The organism is Halorhabdus salina (genome assembly GCF_013839425.1).
GTDB lineage: Archaea > Halobacteriota > Halobacteria > Halobacteriales > Haloarculaceae > Halorhabdus > Halorhabdus salina.
On record NZ_JACDNP010000014.1, the window covers coordinates 41,496 to 57,211 of the forward strand.

Annotated in this window: 15 protein-coding genes; 6 read left to right on the forward strand and 9 right to left on the reverse strand. The window is 61.2% G+C overall.

Annotated elements, in window-relative coordinates; genetic code table 11:
- Positions 1 to 410: 410 nt before the first annotated feature.
- From HZR20_RS13415 to HZR20_RS13425, 3 genes are read right to left on the reverse strand one after another with little or no spacing between them, the layout of a single operon-like run.
- Positions 411 to 1,586 carry a M24 family metallopeptidase gene (locus tag HZR20_RS13415; RefSeq protein WP_181687252.1) on the reverse strand — a complete coding sequence of 392 codons (1,176 nt, stop codon included), beginning with the start codon at positions 1,584 to 1,586 and terminating at the stop codon, positions 411 to 413.
- 31 nt (positions 1,587 to 1,617) lie between these two features.
- Entirely contained in the window at positions 1,618 to 2,226 is a 609-nt protein-coding gene (locus HZR20_RS13420; protein ID WP_181687253.1) for a TetR/AcrR family transcriptional regulator, read from the reverse strand.
- A 4-nt stretch (positions 2,227 to 2,230) separates the two neighbouring features.
- Complete coding sequence (locus HZR20_RS13425) at positions 2,231 to 3,109, reverse strand: SDR family oxidoreductase (RefSeq protein WP_181687254.1); 879 nt, start codon at positions 3,107 to 3,109, stop codon at positions 2,231 to 2,233.
- Positions 3,110 to 3,199: 90 nt separating this feature from the next.
- Between HZR20_RS13425 and HZR20_RS13430 the strand changes: the two genes are divergently transcribed.
- On the forward strand, positions 3,200 to 4,276 hold the full coding sequence (locus HZR20_RS13430) for an ABC transporter ATP-binding protein (protein WP_181687255.1): 1,077 nt from the start codon (positions 3,200 to 3,202) through the stop codon (positions 4,274 to 4,276).
- Complete coding sequence (locus HZR20_RS13435; RefSeq protein ID WP_181687256.1) at positions 4,273 to 5,133, forward strand: ABC transporter permease; 861 nt, start codon at positions 4,273 to 4,275, stop codon at positions 5,131 to 5,133. Before HZR20_RS13430 ends, HZR20_RS13435 begins: the two co-directional genes overlap by 4 nt.
- Before the next feature lie 30 nt (positions 5,134 to 5,163).
- Here the strand turns inward: HZR20_RS13435 and HZR20_RS13440 are convergent, their stop codons facing one another.
- Entirely contained in the window at positions 5,164 to 7,893 is a 2,730-nt protein-coding gene (locus HZR20_RS13440; protein WP_181687257.1) for an ATP-binding protein, read from the reverse strand.
- Positions 7,894 to 8,063: 170 nt separating this feature from the next.
- Between HZR20_RS13440 and aroA the strand changes: the two genes are divergently transcribed.
- Together aroA and HZR20_RS13450 are read left to right on the forward strand one after the other, a co-directional pair.
- Positions 8,064 to 9,350, forward strand: a complete 1,287-nt coding sequence (aroA, locus tag HZR20_RS13445) for a 3-phosphoshikimate 1-carboxyvinyltransferase (protein WP_181687258.1) — start codon at positions 8,064 to 8,066, stop codon at positions 9,348 to 9,350.
- Positions 9,351 to 9,403: 53 nt separating this feature from the next.
- On the forward strand, positions 9,404 to 9,985 hold the full coding sequence (locus HZR20_RS13450; protein WP_181687259.1) for a DUF2391 domain-containing protein: 582 nt from the start codon (positions 9,404 to 9,406) through the stop codon (positions 9,983 to 9,985).
- A gap of 19 nt (positions 9,986 to 10,004) precedes the next feature.
- Here HZR20_RS13450 and HZR20_RS13455 read toward each other — a convergent pair whose 3' ends face one another.
- Positions 10,005 to 10,412 carry an SRPBCC family protein gene (locus tag HZR20_RS13455; protein WP_181687260.1) on the reverse strand — a complete coding sequence of 136 codons (408 nt, stop codon included), beginning with the start codon at positions 10,410 to 10,412 and terminating at the stop codon, positions 10,005 to 10,007.
- A gap of 129 nt (positions 10,413 to 10,541) precedes the next feature.
- Between HZR20_RS13455 and HZR20_RS13460 the strand changes: the two genes are divergently transcribed.
- The gene (locus HZR20_RS13460; protein WP_181687261.1) at positions 10,542 to 11,198 is read left to right on the forward strand and encodes a helix-turn-helix domain-containing protein; all 657 of its coding nucleotides are present in this window, start codon (positions 10,542 to 10,544) and stop codon (positions 11,196 to 11,198) included.
- Between the two features lie 44 nt (positions 11,199 to 11,242).
- Here HZR20_RS13460 and HZR20_RS14835 read toward each other — a convergent pair whose 3' ends face one another.
- Genes HZR20_RS14835 through HZR20_RS13475 form a run of 3 tightly spaced genes read right to left on the reverse strand, consistent with a single transcriptional unit; the run spans position 11,243 to position 13,673 of the window.
- The gene (locus tag HZR20_RS14835) at positions 11,243 to 12,442 is read right to left on the reverse strand and encodes an outer membrane protein assembly factor BamB family protein (protein WP_181687262.1); all 1,200 of its coding nucleotides are present in this window, start codon (positions 12,440 to 12,442) and stop codon (positions 11,243 to 11,245) included.
- Positions 12,443 to 12,502: 60 nt separating this feature from the next.
- The gene (locus HZR20_RS13470; RefSeq protein ID WP_181687263.1) at positions 12,503 to 13,006 is read right to left on the reverse strand and encodes a hypothetical protein; all 504 of its coding nucleotides are present in this window, start codon (positions 13,004 to 13,006) and stop codon (positions 12,503 to 12,505) included.
- Entirely contained in the window at positions 12,996 to 13,673 is a 678-nt protein-coding gene (locus HZR20_RS13475; RefSeq protein ID WP_181687264.1) for a nucleotidyltransferase domain-containing protein, read from the reverse strand. Before HZR20_RS13475 ends, HZR20_RS13470 begins: the two co-directional genes overlap by 11 nt.
- 406 nt (positions 13,674 to 14,079) lie before the next feature.
- On the opposite strand from HZR20_RS13475, the gene HZR20_RS13480 reads away from it, so the two are divergent.
- Positions 14,080 to 15,114 carry a sulfite exporter TauE/SafE family protein gene (locus HZR20_RS13480; protein ID WP_181687265.1) on the forward strand — a complete coding sequence of 345 codons (1,035 nt, stop codon included), beginning with the start codon at positions 14,080 to 14,082 and terminating at the stop codon, positions 15,112 to 15,114.
- A gap of 255 nt (positions 15,115 to 15,369) precedes the next feature.
- Here the strand turns inward: HZR20_RS13480 and HZR20_RS13485 are convergent.
- Positions 15,370 to 15,716, reverse strand: a 347-nt coding sequence (locus HZR20_RS13485; RefSeq protein WP_181687266.1) for a hypothetical protein, incomplete at its 5' end; no start/stop codon positions are given.

Genomic DNA, 15,716 nt, shown 5'->3' on the forward strand with positions numbered 1-15,716 from the left:
CCCGGTCGGTGCCACGCGAGAAAGGCATTGCGTCCGCGTGACGAGCCGAGCGATCGTGTGATGTTACCGATCCTGATACTCGGCTTCCGTCTCGAACATATCCGGCAGACTCGACTGTTCAGCCGGGGCAAAAACGCTCGGTGCAGACGAAGGATCGCTGTTAGGCGAGTCCGCGCCTGGCGAACGATCGTGCTCCGGGATTTCCGGCTGTTGAGTAGTTGGTGGGCGATACGCGGTCTCGGTCGGACGTCGGTTCGGATTGGAACTCATCGGTACGTGGTTCGCAGGTGGTCGAAAGACGATGCTGACCGGAATCAGCGGAATGCTGCGCCACGTACACGGAGTTTGAACATCGTATCTCTCCCGACGATAGCCGGGCTAATAAATATAACGATTGTAAATGATAGACTTCACTCGACAAGCGAGATTGGATAGTCAGTCAGATTTTCGGCCCCGGTTTCGGTCACGACGAGGAAATCCTCGATACGGACTCCACCGACTGCGGGGTCGTACAGTCCGGGTTCGATCGTGATGACGTGGCCGGGTTCGAGTTCGTCCCCACCCGGCCCGATACTGGGTTGTTCGTGAACGGCAAGCCCCACGCCGTGGCCAGTCGTGTGAATAAATCCGGTCTCAGTACTCCCGTCACTCCGGAGCGTCGCGAATCCGGCGTCTTCGTAGATGTCACAGACGACATCGTGGACGGCTTCCCCGGTAACGCCTGGTTCGACCGCGTCGATAGCGGCCGCTCGTGCCTCGTTGGTCAGGTCGAACCACTCTTGAATCGTCTCGCTCGGCTCACCGACCAGAAACGTCCGGGTCATGTCGGCGTGGTACTTCGTCGCCTTGTCCTGGGGAAAGATGTCGACAATGATCGGCTCGTCGGCCAGGAGTGGCCCGCTCCCGCGATCGTGGGGGTCAGCCGCGTCGGCCCCGCAGGCGACGATCGTCTCGTCGAGCGCACAGCCGTTCCGGAGTAACGTCACTTCGATTTCTTCGCGGACGCGCTCGCTCGTCAGCACGTCGCCGTCGTGAATGAGTCGTCTCTCGCTGTCCACTGATGCCCCGCGGATCAGTTCTTCCGCCGCCGCCATCGCACGCTCGTTGGCCCGCTGGGCGGTCCGGACGTGTTCGATCTCTGTCTCGGTCTTCGTCGCCCGGACAGACTCGATTACGTCGTCGTAATCGACTGAGACAGTGACGCCCTGCTCTCGGAGGCCGTCAGCAGCCCCGGTCGGGAACCGCGGCGGGACGACGAGGTGCTCGACGTCGTGGGCAGCGAGAAACGCGGCGCGGACGCGATCTGTGGCTTCGCGCCGATCGAACTCCTCGCGCAATCGATCGTAGTCGTAATCGACGTATCGCTCGACGCTTTCGGCATCCGATTCCCGCTTGGCTCGCCCGAATTCGAGGCTTCGGGGGAAGAAGAGATGCACGTCCCCGGCGTACAGCGTCAGGAATGGGTCGGGGGCGTCGAATCCCGAGAGATACTGCTGGTTCGGATCGGTGCCGTCGGCGTCTAGCAGGTAGCCGTCAGCCTCCAACTCGCCGAGTCGTTCGTCCAGTTGTGAGAAATCCGTGTCCATGCGCTTTGATCGACCCGCCGCGGCCAAAGGGTTATCGACCGTCGGCCAGCAGCCGCGTTTCGACGTACGCCTCGGCCTCCGCCCGCAACGTCGAGTGGTCGACATCGGCCGTGGACTGCTGGGTCATTACCCCGGTAATCGTCGCGTGGAGCATCGTCGCCACGGCCTCGGGATCGACGTCACGAAACGTGCCGTCCTCGACACCCTCACGGACGATCGCAGCGAGTCGATCCCGGAAGAAGGCGTCGTGTTCGCTGAAGTGTTCCCGGTAGGCCGGATCGGTCGTCGCCTGGGCTCGCAGCCCGACCATCGCCTGCCGGAACGCCGCTGCCTCGGGGTCGTCGTCGGGTGAGAACACGCGATCGAAGATTACCCCCAGTCGCTCGGCGGGACCCAGGTCGCCCTCGATACCGAGGTCTGCCTCAGCATCTTCGAGCAGATAGGATAGAAAGTCACGCAGGAGTTCGTCCTTGCCATCGTAGTGATGGTAGATCAACGACGTACTCTTTGGGAAGTGTTCGCCGATACGTTCGATCGTCAGGTCCGCATAGCCGTGTTCGCGCAAGGCCCCGTACGTGGCTTTCAAAATCCCGATGCGCGTCTCCGCTGGCTCGTCCGGAAAGAGATGATGGGACGACATTCCGTTAGCTCACCCGTGCCCCTGTAGCCTCGAAGGCGTCACGGTTCGCCCCGGCCCAGGGGGCAAGCGCCGTGGGTGGGCGACCGAGAACCCGTTCTGCGTCAACGGAAACTCGCTCGGCCAAACCGAGGCGTGCAGTCGTGTACAGTCCGACCATGACGACGGTCAATCCCCAGGGCCGTCCGATCCGGGAGTGACGGACGAATTCGAGCAGCGACGGCTCAGTGTACTGCACGTCGTGATCGAGGACCGTCCCCAACGTCGCAGCGACCTCGTGGTAGGTCAGCGCTGCGGGGCCTGTGAGGTCGTAGGCTCGATTCCGATGGCCCGAGGCGGTCAGCACCCGCGTGCCGACCGCGGCGACGTCATCGGCAGCCACGAAACTCGTCGCGCCATCACCCGCAGGGACGACAAGTTCCCCGCGCTCGACGATTTCCTGACCGTGTGTCTCGACAAGATTCTCCATGAAAAACGACGCGCGCAGGAACGTCCAGTCGAGCGAACTGCCCTGGAGGTGTTTCTCAATGCGGCGGTGTGGCAACAGCGGGATGTTCTCCGCGCCGAGAACCGATAGCACGACGACGTGCTCGACACCCACCCGCCCGGCAGCGTCGATCGCGGGCAGAATCGACTCGCCCACGCGACTGATCGCCGGCGGCCGGACGAGGAAGAGACGATCGACGCCCTCGAACGCGGGCCCCCACGTTTCTGGACGCTCGAAGTCGAACGCGACTGTCTCGTCAGCAGCCGATACGGACGTCTCGTCCGGATCACGCGTGGCTGCCCGAACCGTCCCCGCCCAGTCAGCGAGGGCCCCGACGACGCGTGAGCCGACGGTCCCCGTCGCCCCGGTGACGAGTACCCGGTTGTCGTCGCTATCCATACGATCAGTGAGGGGCCGAAGAACCAAAACGGTGTTGAATAAATATTCAATCAATCCATTTTTCCCTGCGTGGCTCCGACAGTCGGGGCGATGAGTACGAACAGCGACGACGACCGGAACAGGCCGGTTGACACCGATCGCCGCCGCGCGATCGAAGCCGAGGGTCTCGAACTCACGTACGCCGACGGGACGGAAGCGGTCTCGGGCGTGTCCCTCGCCGTCCCCGAGGGGGAGTTCTTTGGCTTTCTCGGCCCCAACGGCGCGGGGAAGACGACGACGATCAAGGTCCTGGCGACGCTGCTGGCCCCGACTGCCGGGTCAGTGCACGTCAACGGGTTCGACGTCGAGGGTGAGGCCCAGAAGATCCGTGAGTCGATCGGGTACATGGCCCAGGAGACCAGCGTCATCAACGAGATGACCGCCCGGGAGAACCTCCGATTCGCCTGTGACGCCTACGGCGTACCGAGTGCCGATCGAGGCGACCGCATCGAAGAGTTGCTCGATCTCGTCGATCTGGCTGCCGTTGCCGATAAGCAAGCCCAGGATTTCTCAGGTGGTATGAAAAAGCGCTTAGACGCCGCGATGGCACTGGTTCATCGGCCGCCGCTGGTGTTTCTGGACGAGCCAACGACCGGGCTCGATCCGAAAGCGCGCAACCGACTCTGGGACTACTTCGAGGAGATCAACGACCGCGGGACGACCATCTTCCTGACGACCCAATATCTGGAGGAGGCCGATCACCTCTGTGATCGACTCTCGGTCATTCTCGACGGCGAAATCGTCGCCGACGGCTCGCCCGAGACACTCAAACGAGAGGTGGGCGGCGAAATTCTGGACGTCGAACTCGACGATGGGACCGAAGCCCGCGAACGGGCCGCCGAAATCGTTCGCTCGGACGGCCTGTTCGGCGATGACCCAATCGTTGAGCTCACCGACGACGGCATCTCCATAACCTCTCGGGAGGCCCGAAAGCGTGGCCCGGACCTACTCGTCGCGCTCCGGGATGCGGAAATCACCGTCACCGGGTTCAACGTCCGTTCGCCGACGCTTGACGACGTTTTCCTCGCGATTACCGGTGAACACGTCGACGCCGACGCCAGCTCGGACGAAGAGCGCGTCGAGACAGCCGCTGATCCGTCGACAGCCGCCGATGGAGGGAACCCATGAGCACAGATACGGTCGACGACAGGGACGTTGTCCGGACGTCGAATACGTTCCTGCGGGACATCTGGACGAACTTCATGCGCTGGAACATCAACGCGATTCGGAATCCATTCGTGGTGGTGTCCTCGCTCGTCCAGCCGATTATCTTCCTCGTCCTGTTCACGCAGATATTCGGGAACGTCGTCACTGGGACGCTCCCAGGTGGGATCAGCTACGAGTCCTATCTCGTACCCGCGATTGCCGTCCAGATCGCGCTGATCGTCGCCTCCTCCTCGGGAATCGGGCTCGTCGACGACATCGAGAGCGGCGTCTTCCAGAAGACGCTGGTCACGCCGATGAACCGGGTCGCGATCTTCCTCGGCAAGACGCTCTCGGAACTGATCCGAATCGTCATCCAGGTCGTCATCATCCTGGTGCTTGGCGTTATCCTCGGGGCAGACGTCGCCACTGGCCTGCCCGGTGCGCTGGCGATCATCGGTATCGCAATCCTGTTCGCGCTGTGGTTCCTGGCCTTTTCGAACGTCATCGCGCTCATCACGCGCGATCAGGAGTCGACGATCATCGCCGCCAACATGGTCCAGTTGCCGCTGTTGTTCGTCTCCAGTGCCTTCCTCCCGGTGAGTTCGATGCCCGGGTGGGTCCAAACGGTCGCGACGTACAACCCGATCACGTATGGCGTCGACGCTGCGCGGGCACTCATGCTCGATGCCGACGTCATGGAAGTCCTCGATATCACTGCGTTCGGTGGGATCTGGAACACGCTCGTCCCCTCACTGGCGGTGCTCATCGTCCTCGACGTGATCCTGGGGGCGATTGCTGTCTACATGATCAATCGCGCCTCCAGTGCGAGCGTCCAGTGATCGACGCTTACGATCGACGTCACGCAGCGTTCAGGCAACGACGTCGACGCCGGTGAACTCGAAGCGCACACCACCCTCCCGACTCTCAGTCACGGTGACATCCCAGTCATGGGCATCGGCGATCCGTTCGACGATCGTCAACCCGAACCCGGTCCCATCCGTTGTCGTAGTATATCCCGGTTCGAAGACATCTGGCCGCTCGTCTTCGGGAATGCCAGGTCCATCGTCGGTGACGTAAAAGCCGCGATTATTGAGCTGCCCGATAGTGATCGTCACAGCCTCGGGCAGCTCCGATTCGTCGGCGGCCGAAGCTGCACTCCCTCCGGTCGCGTGCTCGACCGCGTTGCCGAAGAGATTCTCGAAGATGTGGCGAACGCGATCGGGATCGCCTCGGATCCGAAACTCGTCGGCGAGCTCGATCGAGGCCGTCTCGGTATCGATCATCGCCGCACACTGCTCGACGACATCCGGCACTGCAACGGCTTCGGTTTCGCCGACGGTATCACCCTGCCGGGCGAGCATCAGTGTATTGTCGACGATATCCCCCATCCGTTCGAGGGCGTCGATCAACGGACGGGTGTGTTCACTCTCAGAGGACTCCTCGAGTAGGGTCGCCCGCCCGGTGGCGACGTTCAATGGATTCCGAAGATCGTGTGCGACAACTTCCGCGAACTCGTCTAAGCGTTCGTTGTGACGTTCGAGTTCCCGTTCGTACTCCCGTAAGACGGTGACGTCGGTGACCGTCCCGACGACGCGAGGTGCGTCTCCGTCGGTCAACACTTCGGCCTGCTCGCGGACCCAGATCCGTTCCTCACCCGGTTCGACCGGGTACGTGAGATCATAGCTGGCCCCCTCGTCGATCGCACGCTGGATGGCGTCTTTGATCCGATCGCGGTGATCCGGTGGGACGATCTCGAAATAGGTATCGAAGACCGGCTTGACTGCCGAGGAGTCGATACCAAAGACATCCTCGAAGGTCGGGTAGCGCCGGATCGCCTCGTCTTCGGGGTGCCAGTCGAACGTATAGGCGTTGGTCGTCTCCAGGGCGAGTTCGAGTTGATCGCGCACTGATTCGAGTTGGTCGTTGATTTGCTGTAGCTCGCGTTCGCGTTCGATAGTGTCGGTCACGTCCTGATAGAGCCAGAGATTCCCCATGCCGTCGGGCAGCGAGAACGGAATGTAACTCCGGGAGAGCGTTCGGCCGTCAGCCATTTCGATGTGCTCGTTCAGCGTGGGTTCTCTCTCAGCCAAGATCTCCTCGATACGTTCGAGGAACCCGTCCGCGTTCTCGAGATCGTCACTGACGTCCGCCGCGACCGCCAGACAGTCTTCGCCAACGAGTTCCTCGCAGTCAGCGGAGAAATCGAAGATCTCGCAGAGTTTCGGGTTTGCGGCCATGATCTCCCGGTCAGGGTCCTCGACGAGGACGCCAAACGGGAGGGTATCGAGTAACGTCGAGAGGAGCGTGTTGGTCTCGACCAGTTCCTGATCGCGCTCGACCAGGGTCGTGATGTCGATGAACGTCGTGACAAACTGGTCCCCGCCAAGCGGGAACGCCCGAATGGCGTAATGTGTATCCAAGGATGTCGCATAGTGCTCGAACCGGGCCGGTTCGTTTTCCAAGACAACCTGCCCGTATCGTTCGACAAAGGACGGGTCGAGGTCCGTCAGGACGTCTGTGGCACGCTCGCCGACGACCACCTCTCGTTCGAGCCCAGTCGTGTTCTCGAAGGCCTCGTTGACGTCGAGAAAAACGTAATCCACCGGCTGGCCGTTCTCGTCCGTCCGGAGTTCGTGGACGGCAGTCGCGTTGATGGACTCCTTGAAGAGCCGCCGATAGCGATGTTCTTGTTCGAGACGATGGATCGCGTGCCCGATGTCACCGCCGAGTTCGCGGAGCAGGTCCTTCTCGGCGTCGTCGAAGGGCTCTCGTTTGCCGCTGTAGACGTTCAACACGCCGTACTGTTCATCCTCGAAGAACAGTGGAACGGCCACACTGGAGTGAAAGCCACACTGGAGGGCGGCCTCCCGCCAGGAGGCGAACGCATCGTTGTCGGCGATCGACTGCGCCACAGCAAGGTCGTTCTCCCGGAGAGCCCGGGCGGTCGGACTGTCCGCAGTCGGCACGTCATCGAGTGTGATCGTGATGTCGGACAGATACCTCTCACCGTTTCCGGCGCTCGCGCGTGGCCGGACGATGCCTTCGTCGGCATCCCGCTCGCCGATCCACGCGAACTCGTAGGGCTTCCCGCTCGCGACGATGTCACACACTCGGTGTTCGAGATCCGACCGAGATCGCGAGCGGACCAGCACCTGATTGACGTCACGGACCGTGTTGCGGACACGATCCAGTATCGCCGCGTGCTCGCTGGCCCGATACTGCTCGACGGCGTTCTCGATCCGGTTACGGAGAACGGTATACTGTGCCGGGTCACCGGATTTCTCCAGATAATCGGTGACGCCCGCCGAGATGGCCTCGCTGGCAACCCCCTCCGATCCGCGAGCCGTATAGAGGATAAACGGCACATCCGGATACTCGCTGCGGACAGCATCGAGCAATTCGAGCCCGTCTCGGCCAGGCAGTTCGTACTCACTGACGATACATTCGAATCGACCCTCGCCCAACATCTCCAGCGCTTTTGCCCCACTCGATGCGGTCTCGACAGTGAGACGATCGCCCTCGGCGTCGAGCATTGTCGACGTCCGCTCGAGAAAGTCCGGGTCGTCGTCGACGTGAAGCACCCGAATCGACTCGCGCATGTGCTGATATCAAACGGTTCAGCGGAAAAATGTATGGCATCATGTCACACATCAAACGACACGCAGCTGGCAGAGATACGGGGCCGTCAAACACACCACTGGCTGATCGATACGGTCTGGCTGGGATGTGCACCGGTACCCTCATGTCGCCCCCTCCCGATCACTCGCGCATGGATGTCCACGTTTCCCAGTCGACAGTCGACGGGACGGTACAGGCACCGCCCTCGAAGAGTTACACGCACCGTGCAATCCTCGCCGCGGGGTACGCCGACGGCGCAACCGTCCGAGATCCGCTGGTCAGCGCCGACACGGAGGCGACGATGGGAGCTGTCGAGGCCTACGGGGGCAGGGTCGATCGCGGTGACGGCCACCTCGAGATAACTGGTTTCGACGGGAAACCGTCGGTGCCGGACGATATCGTCACTTGTGCCAACAGCGGCACGACGATGCGCCTGGTGACGGCCACGGCTGCCCTCGCCGATGGCATCACCGTGCTAACGGGCGACGACTCCCTCAGGTCGCGCCCGCAGGGGCCGCTCCTGGATGCGGTCGAACAGCTCGATGGGCGCGCAGAGAGCACGCGCGGGAATGGCCAGGCCCCGCTCGTCGTGAAAGGGCCAGTCGACGGAGACTCCGTCTCGATCCCAGGGGATGTCTCCTCGCAGTATATCACTGCGCTGCTGATGGCCGGCGCCGTCACCGACGAGGGCATCGAAATCGACTTAGAGACAGCGTTGAAGTCCGCGCCGTACGTCGACATCACGATCGAAGTCCTCGAGGCGTTCGGCGTCGAGGCCGAATCGACGGCCGATGGATTCGAAGTGCCGGGCGGCCAGACGTACGATCCCGCGGGCGGTGAGTACGCTGTCCCGGGTGACTTTTCCTCGATGTCCTATCTGCTGGCGGCGGGCGCACTCGCCGCCCCCGAGGGACTCACCGTCACGAGCGCCCATCCCAGCGCGCAAGGGGACTCGGCGATCGTCGACGTCCTCGATCGAATGGGTGCGGACATCGAGTGGGATCGGGACGCGGGCGAGATCACCGTCTCGCGCTCCGATCTCTCGGGCGTCGAGGTCAGCGTCGCCGACACACCCGATCTCTTGCCGACGATTGCGGTCCTCGGAGCCGTGGCCGACGGCGACACCCGGATCGTCGATTGTGAACACGTCCGTTTCAAGGAGACCGACCGCGTCCGCGCGATGGCCGAGGAATTGGGCGCGATGGGCGCGAACGTCACCGAACAGCAGGACGTGCTGACGATCCACGGTGGCGACACTGATCTATCGGGCGCGGACGTCGACGGACGGGCCGACCACCGAATCGTGATGTCGCTGGCGATCGCCGGGCTGATCGCCGACGGCGAGACGACCGTCCGGGGTAGCGAACACGTCGACGTGTCGTTCCCAAACTTCTTCGACGTACTGGACTCGATCGGGGCGGACGTGCAGCGAGATTGATCGATCCGTCTCCGCGAGTCACGTTCATGTAGCGGGCAAGCGGACAGTGTGTTATGAGCATCTTCGACGGAGCGGATTCGGGCGAATCGACCGTGGAACCCGACATCGCCGACCTGGTCGAGCAACTGGACGAACTCGAAGATACCGTCGACAGCCCCGAAGAACGCGAACGTGTCGATTCCGTCAGGGAGACTGCCCTATCCGTGAGTAGACAGGGTTCGTTCGGCCGCGTCATCGCGGGGTTCGACCGCGCCGACGCCTCCGAGGCGCTGCTTGGCAGCGTCCTCTTTGGCATCCCGATGTTCGTCGAAGGCGGGACCAGCGAGGTCGGGGCGTACCTCGCAACGCGTCCCCATTTCCTGGTCGGGACAGCGGGATTTACCTTCGCCCTCGTCTATGGGATTCTCTACGTCGCCGAGATCCAGGACGTCCGCGTGAAAAAACGGCTGCTGGGAATCGTTCCCCATCGGTTCGCCGGCGTGTTGTTCATCGCGTCGGCGACTGCCCTCGTCCTGATGACGATGTGGGGTCGACTGACGTTTTCAGAACCACTCGTTGCCCTCGGCGAACTCGCCGCCGCAATCCTGCCGATGGCCGTCGGTGGCGCGCTGGGCGACATCCTGCCCGGCTCGTAAGCACCTCGACTGGCTGCCGTCACTCGGCGGTCTCGGCGACGTACGCCAGTTGCTCTTCGAGTTCGTTCGTCCGCTGGCGCTTGATCAGCGTGGCGTCCAGCGCTGACCCGATCATCCCCCCGAGTTCGAACTCCGTCATCGCCGTGATCGTCACCCCGTCCTCTCCATCTTCGACCTGATACGTGGTCCACATTTCGTCGAACATCCCCTCGACCTGCTCGTATCGCAGTACGGCGTCGCTGTCGACGAGTTCGAGGGTGAGTTCGAGTTCGGCCAGCCCAATAGTTCGCCCGACGGTGACACGATCGCCCTCGACCGTGACGTCATCGAATCCTGCGGCGCGCATGAACGCTCCCACGTCCTCGAACGCCCCCCGAATCGCGTCTGGCGCTGCCGAAACGTCCCGCGAGACAGTGACCTCTTGCATACATCCACGAGCGCCCCCCGCTCGCGTTAATCTGTCGTCGAACCAGTTCGGCTGCCGGCGGGCTGGCGGCCATCGTATGCGAATATGTTCGGAACAATTACCCTACGAGAGCCCGAACACGTTCCCCATATGGTACACGCGACGCTGACATTATCGATACCGCGACGCATCTGGATCGGCGCGCTTTCCCAGGATCATCCCGAGTCACGCATTCGCGTCCTCTCGGCGTTCCCGAAGGGGGAAGAATCCGGAGTGGGGCTGGTCGAGGTCGACGGACCCGACGTCCCTGCAGTCGTGACAGCGATCGACGACGAGGAGACCGTCACGGACCTGGCGGTGCTGGGCCGGCACGACGATCAGGCGCTCGTGCAGTTCGAGACGACCGATCCCCTCCTGCTCTTTCCGATCGTTGGGTCGGGCATCCCGCTGGAACTCCCCTTCGACATCCGGGACGGCCAGGCCCGCTGGGAGTTGACCGCCTCCCAGGATCGGCTCTCGGAACTGGGCGAGCAACTGGAGACGCTCGGGATCAGTTTCACCGTCGAGCAACTCCGCCAGCACGTCGAACCCGAACAGGTCCTGACCGACAGTCAGACGGAACTCGTCAAAGAAGCCATCGACCGCGGCTACTACGACACGCCGCGGGAGTGTACGCTGACTGAACTGGCCGACGCCATGGACATGGCCAAATCGACATGCAGCGAAACCCTGCACCGCGCCGAGGAGAAGATCGTCAAGGGCTTTTTCGAGGACGAGCCAACGGCGAGCGCAAGACGGCAGGTGTGATTGACGGCGTTGCCAATTGACAGCATAGCCGGCCAGTCCTCCCCTTATGGTTCGAAGTGGTAACCTCGAAGTGTTCCATCCGGATGATTCACGACGACGTGCCCGTTTGCGACCGCAGGTGTCGACTCAGTGTTGAACGCCTCATCCATCACCCAGCGTTGGGACTGTAAATCCCGTCCGAGTCCCATCAGTCCCCGACCGATCGATCCGGCGATGACAGTGTCACCAACGACAACCGGCGAAGAATAGATATCTCCTTGCAAGTCGTGTTTGGAGATCCGTTTCCCGGTCTCGGGATCAATTTTGACAATGGCAAACCCATCCGTCGCGTACAGTGCCGTGTCAGTCGCCGCGGGTGATGTCCAGGGCGTAGGATCTCTCCAATGCTGCTGTACTTCGCCCGTGTCCGCCGCAACTGCCAAAATACCATCGTTCACGCCAGCGACGACGACAGTCGATTCGTGTACCGTCGGTGACGCACGTACCTTACGTGAAGGAACTGTCCAGAGATGGGTGCGTGACTCTCGACTGTATGCCGAAACGCTGTTCTCGTTAGGGACGTAGACTCGTGACTCGTCAATTGCGATAGATATGTCTTTACGCGCTTTTTGAGCGCCCACTTCGAACGTTGGCACGTCCGTCTGGTGAAGAACATCTCCAGACTCGCTGTCAATCCACAGCAATCGTTCCGACGTTCGAACAAAGACAATTCGGTCTGAAACGGACGGAGAAAACAGTTTCTCATCCGGAAGGTCCACCGTCCACAGCGGTTCTTTGTCCCTCGTGTGATACGCAAGCAGTTGACTTCCCTGCTTTGTCTGTACCGGAACGTACACTCGCTCCGCTGAGGCTGTCGGACTGGCCGAGACGACGCCACCGACTCCGTGTTCCCACCGCAGTCCGCCCGTTTCCAACTCAACCATTCCGACGCCGTCGACCGTCCCCGTAACGACCCCACCATCGGTGATGATGGGAGAGAGCCACCCACGGCCAGTCGAAAAGATCCACGTTTCGGAGACATTGGAAGGGAGAGCACCATCAGTGAATCCCGTGTTTTGGGTGTTTGCTTGTACGCTCGGCCAAGATGTAGGGGTTGTACTGTTAGATGTACCTGAAAATGCCATCTCGGAACACCCGGCCAATAGAACACTCCCCGCTACAGCTAAAAATCCTCGACGAGAGGAGTTTATCCCTTCCGTTCGCATACACTCACCAAACTTCTCCAGGGAAATGTGATTCTTCATCAATTATTCTCTTTTACTGAGAGTTGCCATAATTATCTTATTTTCTGTACGTAATGGCGATCACGGGTTCGACGAACAGACGCAGTCGTGCTCCAGAGACGCGTACTCGAGAACATACCGATGGACAGCTTCGGCCAGCGCCACCATCGCGTCCGCTTGCTCGGCACTGGCGACAGTCTCACGGTAGTACACCTCGGCCCGGTTTTGTTGCCAGAGTTGTGTGAGTCGGTCCGCAAACGCCTCGCTGAACAAGTTCACAGTGGTTGCGTGTCGGTAGACCCTCGTGTGCTCGTATCGTAGGTCTTCCGCCGAGACGTGTCCCCGGTCGAGGAGGTAGAATTGGAGACTCCGCTCGACGGCGACAAAGGAGGCTTCGATCACGACCGTGTAGTAGCCGTTTCGCTCCCTGAGCGTCCGGGCGGCTTCCAAGAGACGGCACGCTTTCCGCAGTTGGACGAGCGCACTGTCAGTGACGGCCAGTCCGGACTCGGCAGTATGACCGCGGGTGTCCTGAAAAGCGTTTTCGGCGTCCGTGAGTGCTGTCTCGACGTAGCTACCGTCCATCCGTCAGGACCTCCGATTTGAGCGCAGACAGGGCCTCGGAGTCATCGAGTGTGAGCCCGGTCGCGAAGATCTCACGGAGTCGATCCCCATGTCGACTGGCGCTCTCGATGGATTCGGCCAGTATGTGGAACTTGTAGCGGTCCCCGTCGAAGGGTTCCTCGTTCAGTTCGCCAGTGATCTCGTCGGCGATTCGCTGGGCGGTGGCTTGCATTCCCCCGACGAGCACGAAACAATCAATATCGCTCCGACGGTCTGCCTCACCCCGGGCGACGCTCCCGAAGAGCACGATCCCACGAACCTCGTCCAGCTGTTCGGTCAAGCGGGCGCGGAGTTCCCGGACTGGGGTGTGGAATTCGGGCTGGGGAATCCCGACGATCGGGTCATCGGGCTTGTCCAGCCGACGCCGATTGATTCGAACCAGTTTCTTCCGACCGTCGTGCTCAGTTTCGACAAACCCGACGGCCTCAAGGTCCTCGACGGCCGCGGAAATACTCCGATGTGGGTGATCCGTCGCCCGACTCAGATCCCGAATGCCGAATGCAGTATGTGGATTGTCGACGAGAACACCCAATACGTCGGGGGTACAACCGTGGCTGAACAGTCCCGTCGGTGGTACGGGTACTGGCAAGGCGAGTGACACACCAGTTTGGATATTTTTACTGCCCATGGATAGAATAACTATCCAAAACTGAAAGACGTTTCGGCGACGGCTCGCTCGTGAGAACGGCCAAACAGCGCGGAACGAAAGGGCTAATCGGGACGCTGCACCGCGCTGAAGAGAAGATCGTCACGGGCTTCTTCGAGGATGAATCGACCGCTAGCGCCCGTCGGAGGCTGTGAACGGATCGGCGGCGATTGTCACTCTGTACTGGCGCGTCCGGATCCCGCTTGGGCCCCGTCCCGCCTCCCACCACGTCACCGGGTGATCGCGACTGTGAGCGTGTCACAGAGACGGCCGAGAACACGTCGTTTTTCTGCCTCGATCCATGGCTGGCTCAGTATGTACCAGTCACTCCTTGATGGAGCATCGCCCGCTTACCGCCCTTGGCCCCCATTCTCGGTTGTGTGTTGAGATGTTCGGGACCGGAATCTCCCCAATAGGCCTGCTAACGCTCGTGCTCCTGGGGTTCACCATTGCGACGATCGTCAACACCTTCGCCATGGAGGCGGCGGTGCTGTTCGTCCCCGCGTTCCTGTTCCTGTTTCCCGTATTCGTCCCTGGCTTTCCGGACCTGGCGACGAACGGGGCCATCGGGTTGGCGCTGTACGTCGAGTTGTTCGGGTACTCCTCGTCGGTGCTGGCCTACTGGTATCGCCACCAGATCGACTTCAACGTCGCCGGCAAGCTGCTGGTCATCACGATCCCGGCTGCCGTCCTGGCGCGAACGGTGTCGTATGCCGTGCCCTCGACGGTGCTGATGGTCGGGTTCGGTCTCCTGCTGGTTGCCCTCTCGCTGGTGCTGTACGAGGCCCACGAACACGGCCCCTCCATCATCGACACCGTCGCCGAGAAACCCGAACTGTCGTTGCTGAGTGTCCTGCACACCGACTACGAGCCCCGGACTCGGGTCCTCACGGACCGGCACGACGCGGGCGAGACCCCACCCAGCGAGACCATGGGTGGGGCGGCCGAGACACCGGCCGAGCGGGCGAACGGCCGGGCGCTGCTGGGCGACGGCGAGGACACCACCGCGTTCCATCTCGAACTCCCCGACGTCCTCATCACGCTACTCGGCGGGACGCTCGCGGGCCTGGTCGGCATCGCCATCGGCGAGTTGACCCAGACCATGCTGGCGATCCGCCGGCGCGTCCCGCTGTCCCTGTCGACCGGGACGGCCGCCCTCGTCCTCCACGCCACGATCGTCGCCCCCCTGCTCACCAATATCGGCCTGCTCACCTTCGCGCCGGCGCTGACGAGCGGCCTGTCGGTCCCGTTCGTCACCGGCTCGTTCGTCGCCTTGGGCTGTGTCTTTGGCGGCCAGGCCGGGGCCTACCTCAATAATCGCCTGCCGGAATCGACGGTGATGGTGTTACTCATCGCCGTCTACGCCACTGTCGGGGTGTTCGTGCTCGTCCGCACGCTGGCGTTCGCGGGCGGCGGGCACTGATACGGCATCGTGTCGCTGGCTCTTCTCTCTCCTGGTGGGCACCAGACAGCTTGCTGGTATTGCTACCCGTTGTCGTGTAAAACTTAGAGCATACAGTCAGCACCTAAATGTAGTCAGCATGGCTCATACAAATAGTCAGCTGGGGGATAAGTATCTAAATAAAATGATCCGTGAGATTTCAAGGGAAAATGTATTTCACAATTAGATATAACGACAGTAGATTCACCTGGTAGTTGTGGGACTCATCCGGGACAGTCAGATTGGTTGTATTTTTGATGTCTGTCCTACAGGAACCATCTCCATATTGACAGCAGAGCTAGTATCTGCCGCATCTTCGACCTCGTTAATATTTTTGATTTTGGCTTTTGGGAACTCAAGTTTCACGTCGCCAACCTCAACATATTCACCCAAGATAAGAATTTCAAACCCTTTAAAATTGATACTTATTCCTTCAATCACTCCATTTTCGTCAATCTCATCCACTAATGTCTCATCAAATCCGGACTCTAATTCGGCAGAGAAGGTATCTACAGGAGATTTAGTTCCTTTTCCTTCGAGAAGCTCTCTCGCGATTCGGGCATTCTCGAAGTCTAACTCATCCC

What these genes read in the sequence shown, in the direction of transcription:
- HZR20_RS13430 (WP_181687255.1), top strand. Translation starts at nt 3,200, where the DNA reads ATGAGTACGAACAGCGACGACGACCGGAACAGGCCGGTTGACACCGAT.
- HZR20_RS14835 (WP_181687262.1), bottom strand. Translation starts at nt 12,442, where the DNA reads ATGAAGAATCACATTTCCCTGGAGAAGTTTGGTGAGTGTATGCGAACG.
- HZR20_RS13435 (WP_181687256.1), top strand. Translation starts at nt 4,273, where the DNA reads ATGAGCACAGATACGGTCGACGACAGGGACGTTGTCCGGACGTCGAAT.
- HZR20_RS13475 (WP_181687264.1), bottom strand. Translation starts at nt 13,673, where the DNA reads ATGGGCAGTAAAAATATCCAAACTGGTGTGTCACTCGCCTTGCCAGTA.
- aroA (WP_181687258.1), top strand. Translation starts at nt 8,064, where the DNA reads ATGGATGTCCACGTTTCCCAGTCGACAGTCGACGGGACGGTACAGGCA.
- HZR20_RS13470 (WP_181687263.1), bottom strand. Translation starts at nt 13,006, where the DNA reads ATGGACGGTAGCTACGTCGAGACAGCACTCACGGACGCCGAAAACGCT.
- HZR20_RS13455 (WP_181687260.1), bottom strand. Translation starts at nt 10,412, where the DNA reads ATGCAAGAGGTCACTGTCTCGCGGGACGTTTCGGCAGCGCCAGACGCG.
- HZR20_RS13440 (WP_181687257.1), bottom strand. Translation starts at nt 7,893, where the DNA reads ATGCGCGAGTCGATTCGGGTGCTTCACGTCGACGACGACCCGGACTTT.
- HZR20_RS13415 (WP_181687252.1), bottom strand. Translation starts at nt 1,586, where the DNA reads ATGGACACGGATTTCTCACAACTGGACGAACGACTCGGCGAGTTGGAG.
- HZR20_RS13420 (WP_181687253.1), bottom strand. Translation starts at nt 2,226, where the DNA reads ATGTCGTCCCATCATCTCTTTCCGGACGAGCCAGCGGAGACGCGCATC.
- HZR20_RS13425 (WP_181687254.1), bottom strand. Translation starts at nt 3,109, where the DNA reads ATGGATAGCGACGACAACCGGGTACTCGTCACCGGGGCGACGGGGACC.
- HZR20_RS13460 (WP_181687261.1), top strand. Translation starts at nt 10,542, where the DNA reads ATGGTACACGCGACGCTGACATTATCGATACCGCGACGCATCTGGATC.
- HZR20_RS13450 (WP_181687259.1), top strand. Translation starts at nt 9,404, where the DNA reads ATGAGCATCTTCGACGGAGCGGATTCGGGCGAATCGACCGTGGAACCC.
- HZR20_RS13480 (WP_181687265.1), top strand. Translation starts at nt 14,080, where the DNA reads ATGTTCGGGACCGGAATCTCCCCAATAGGCCTGCTAACGCTCGTGCTC.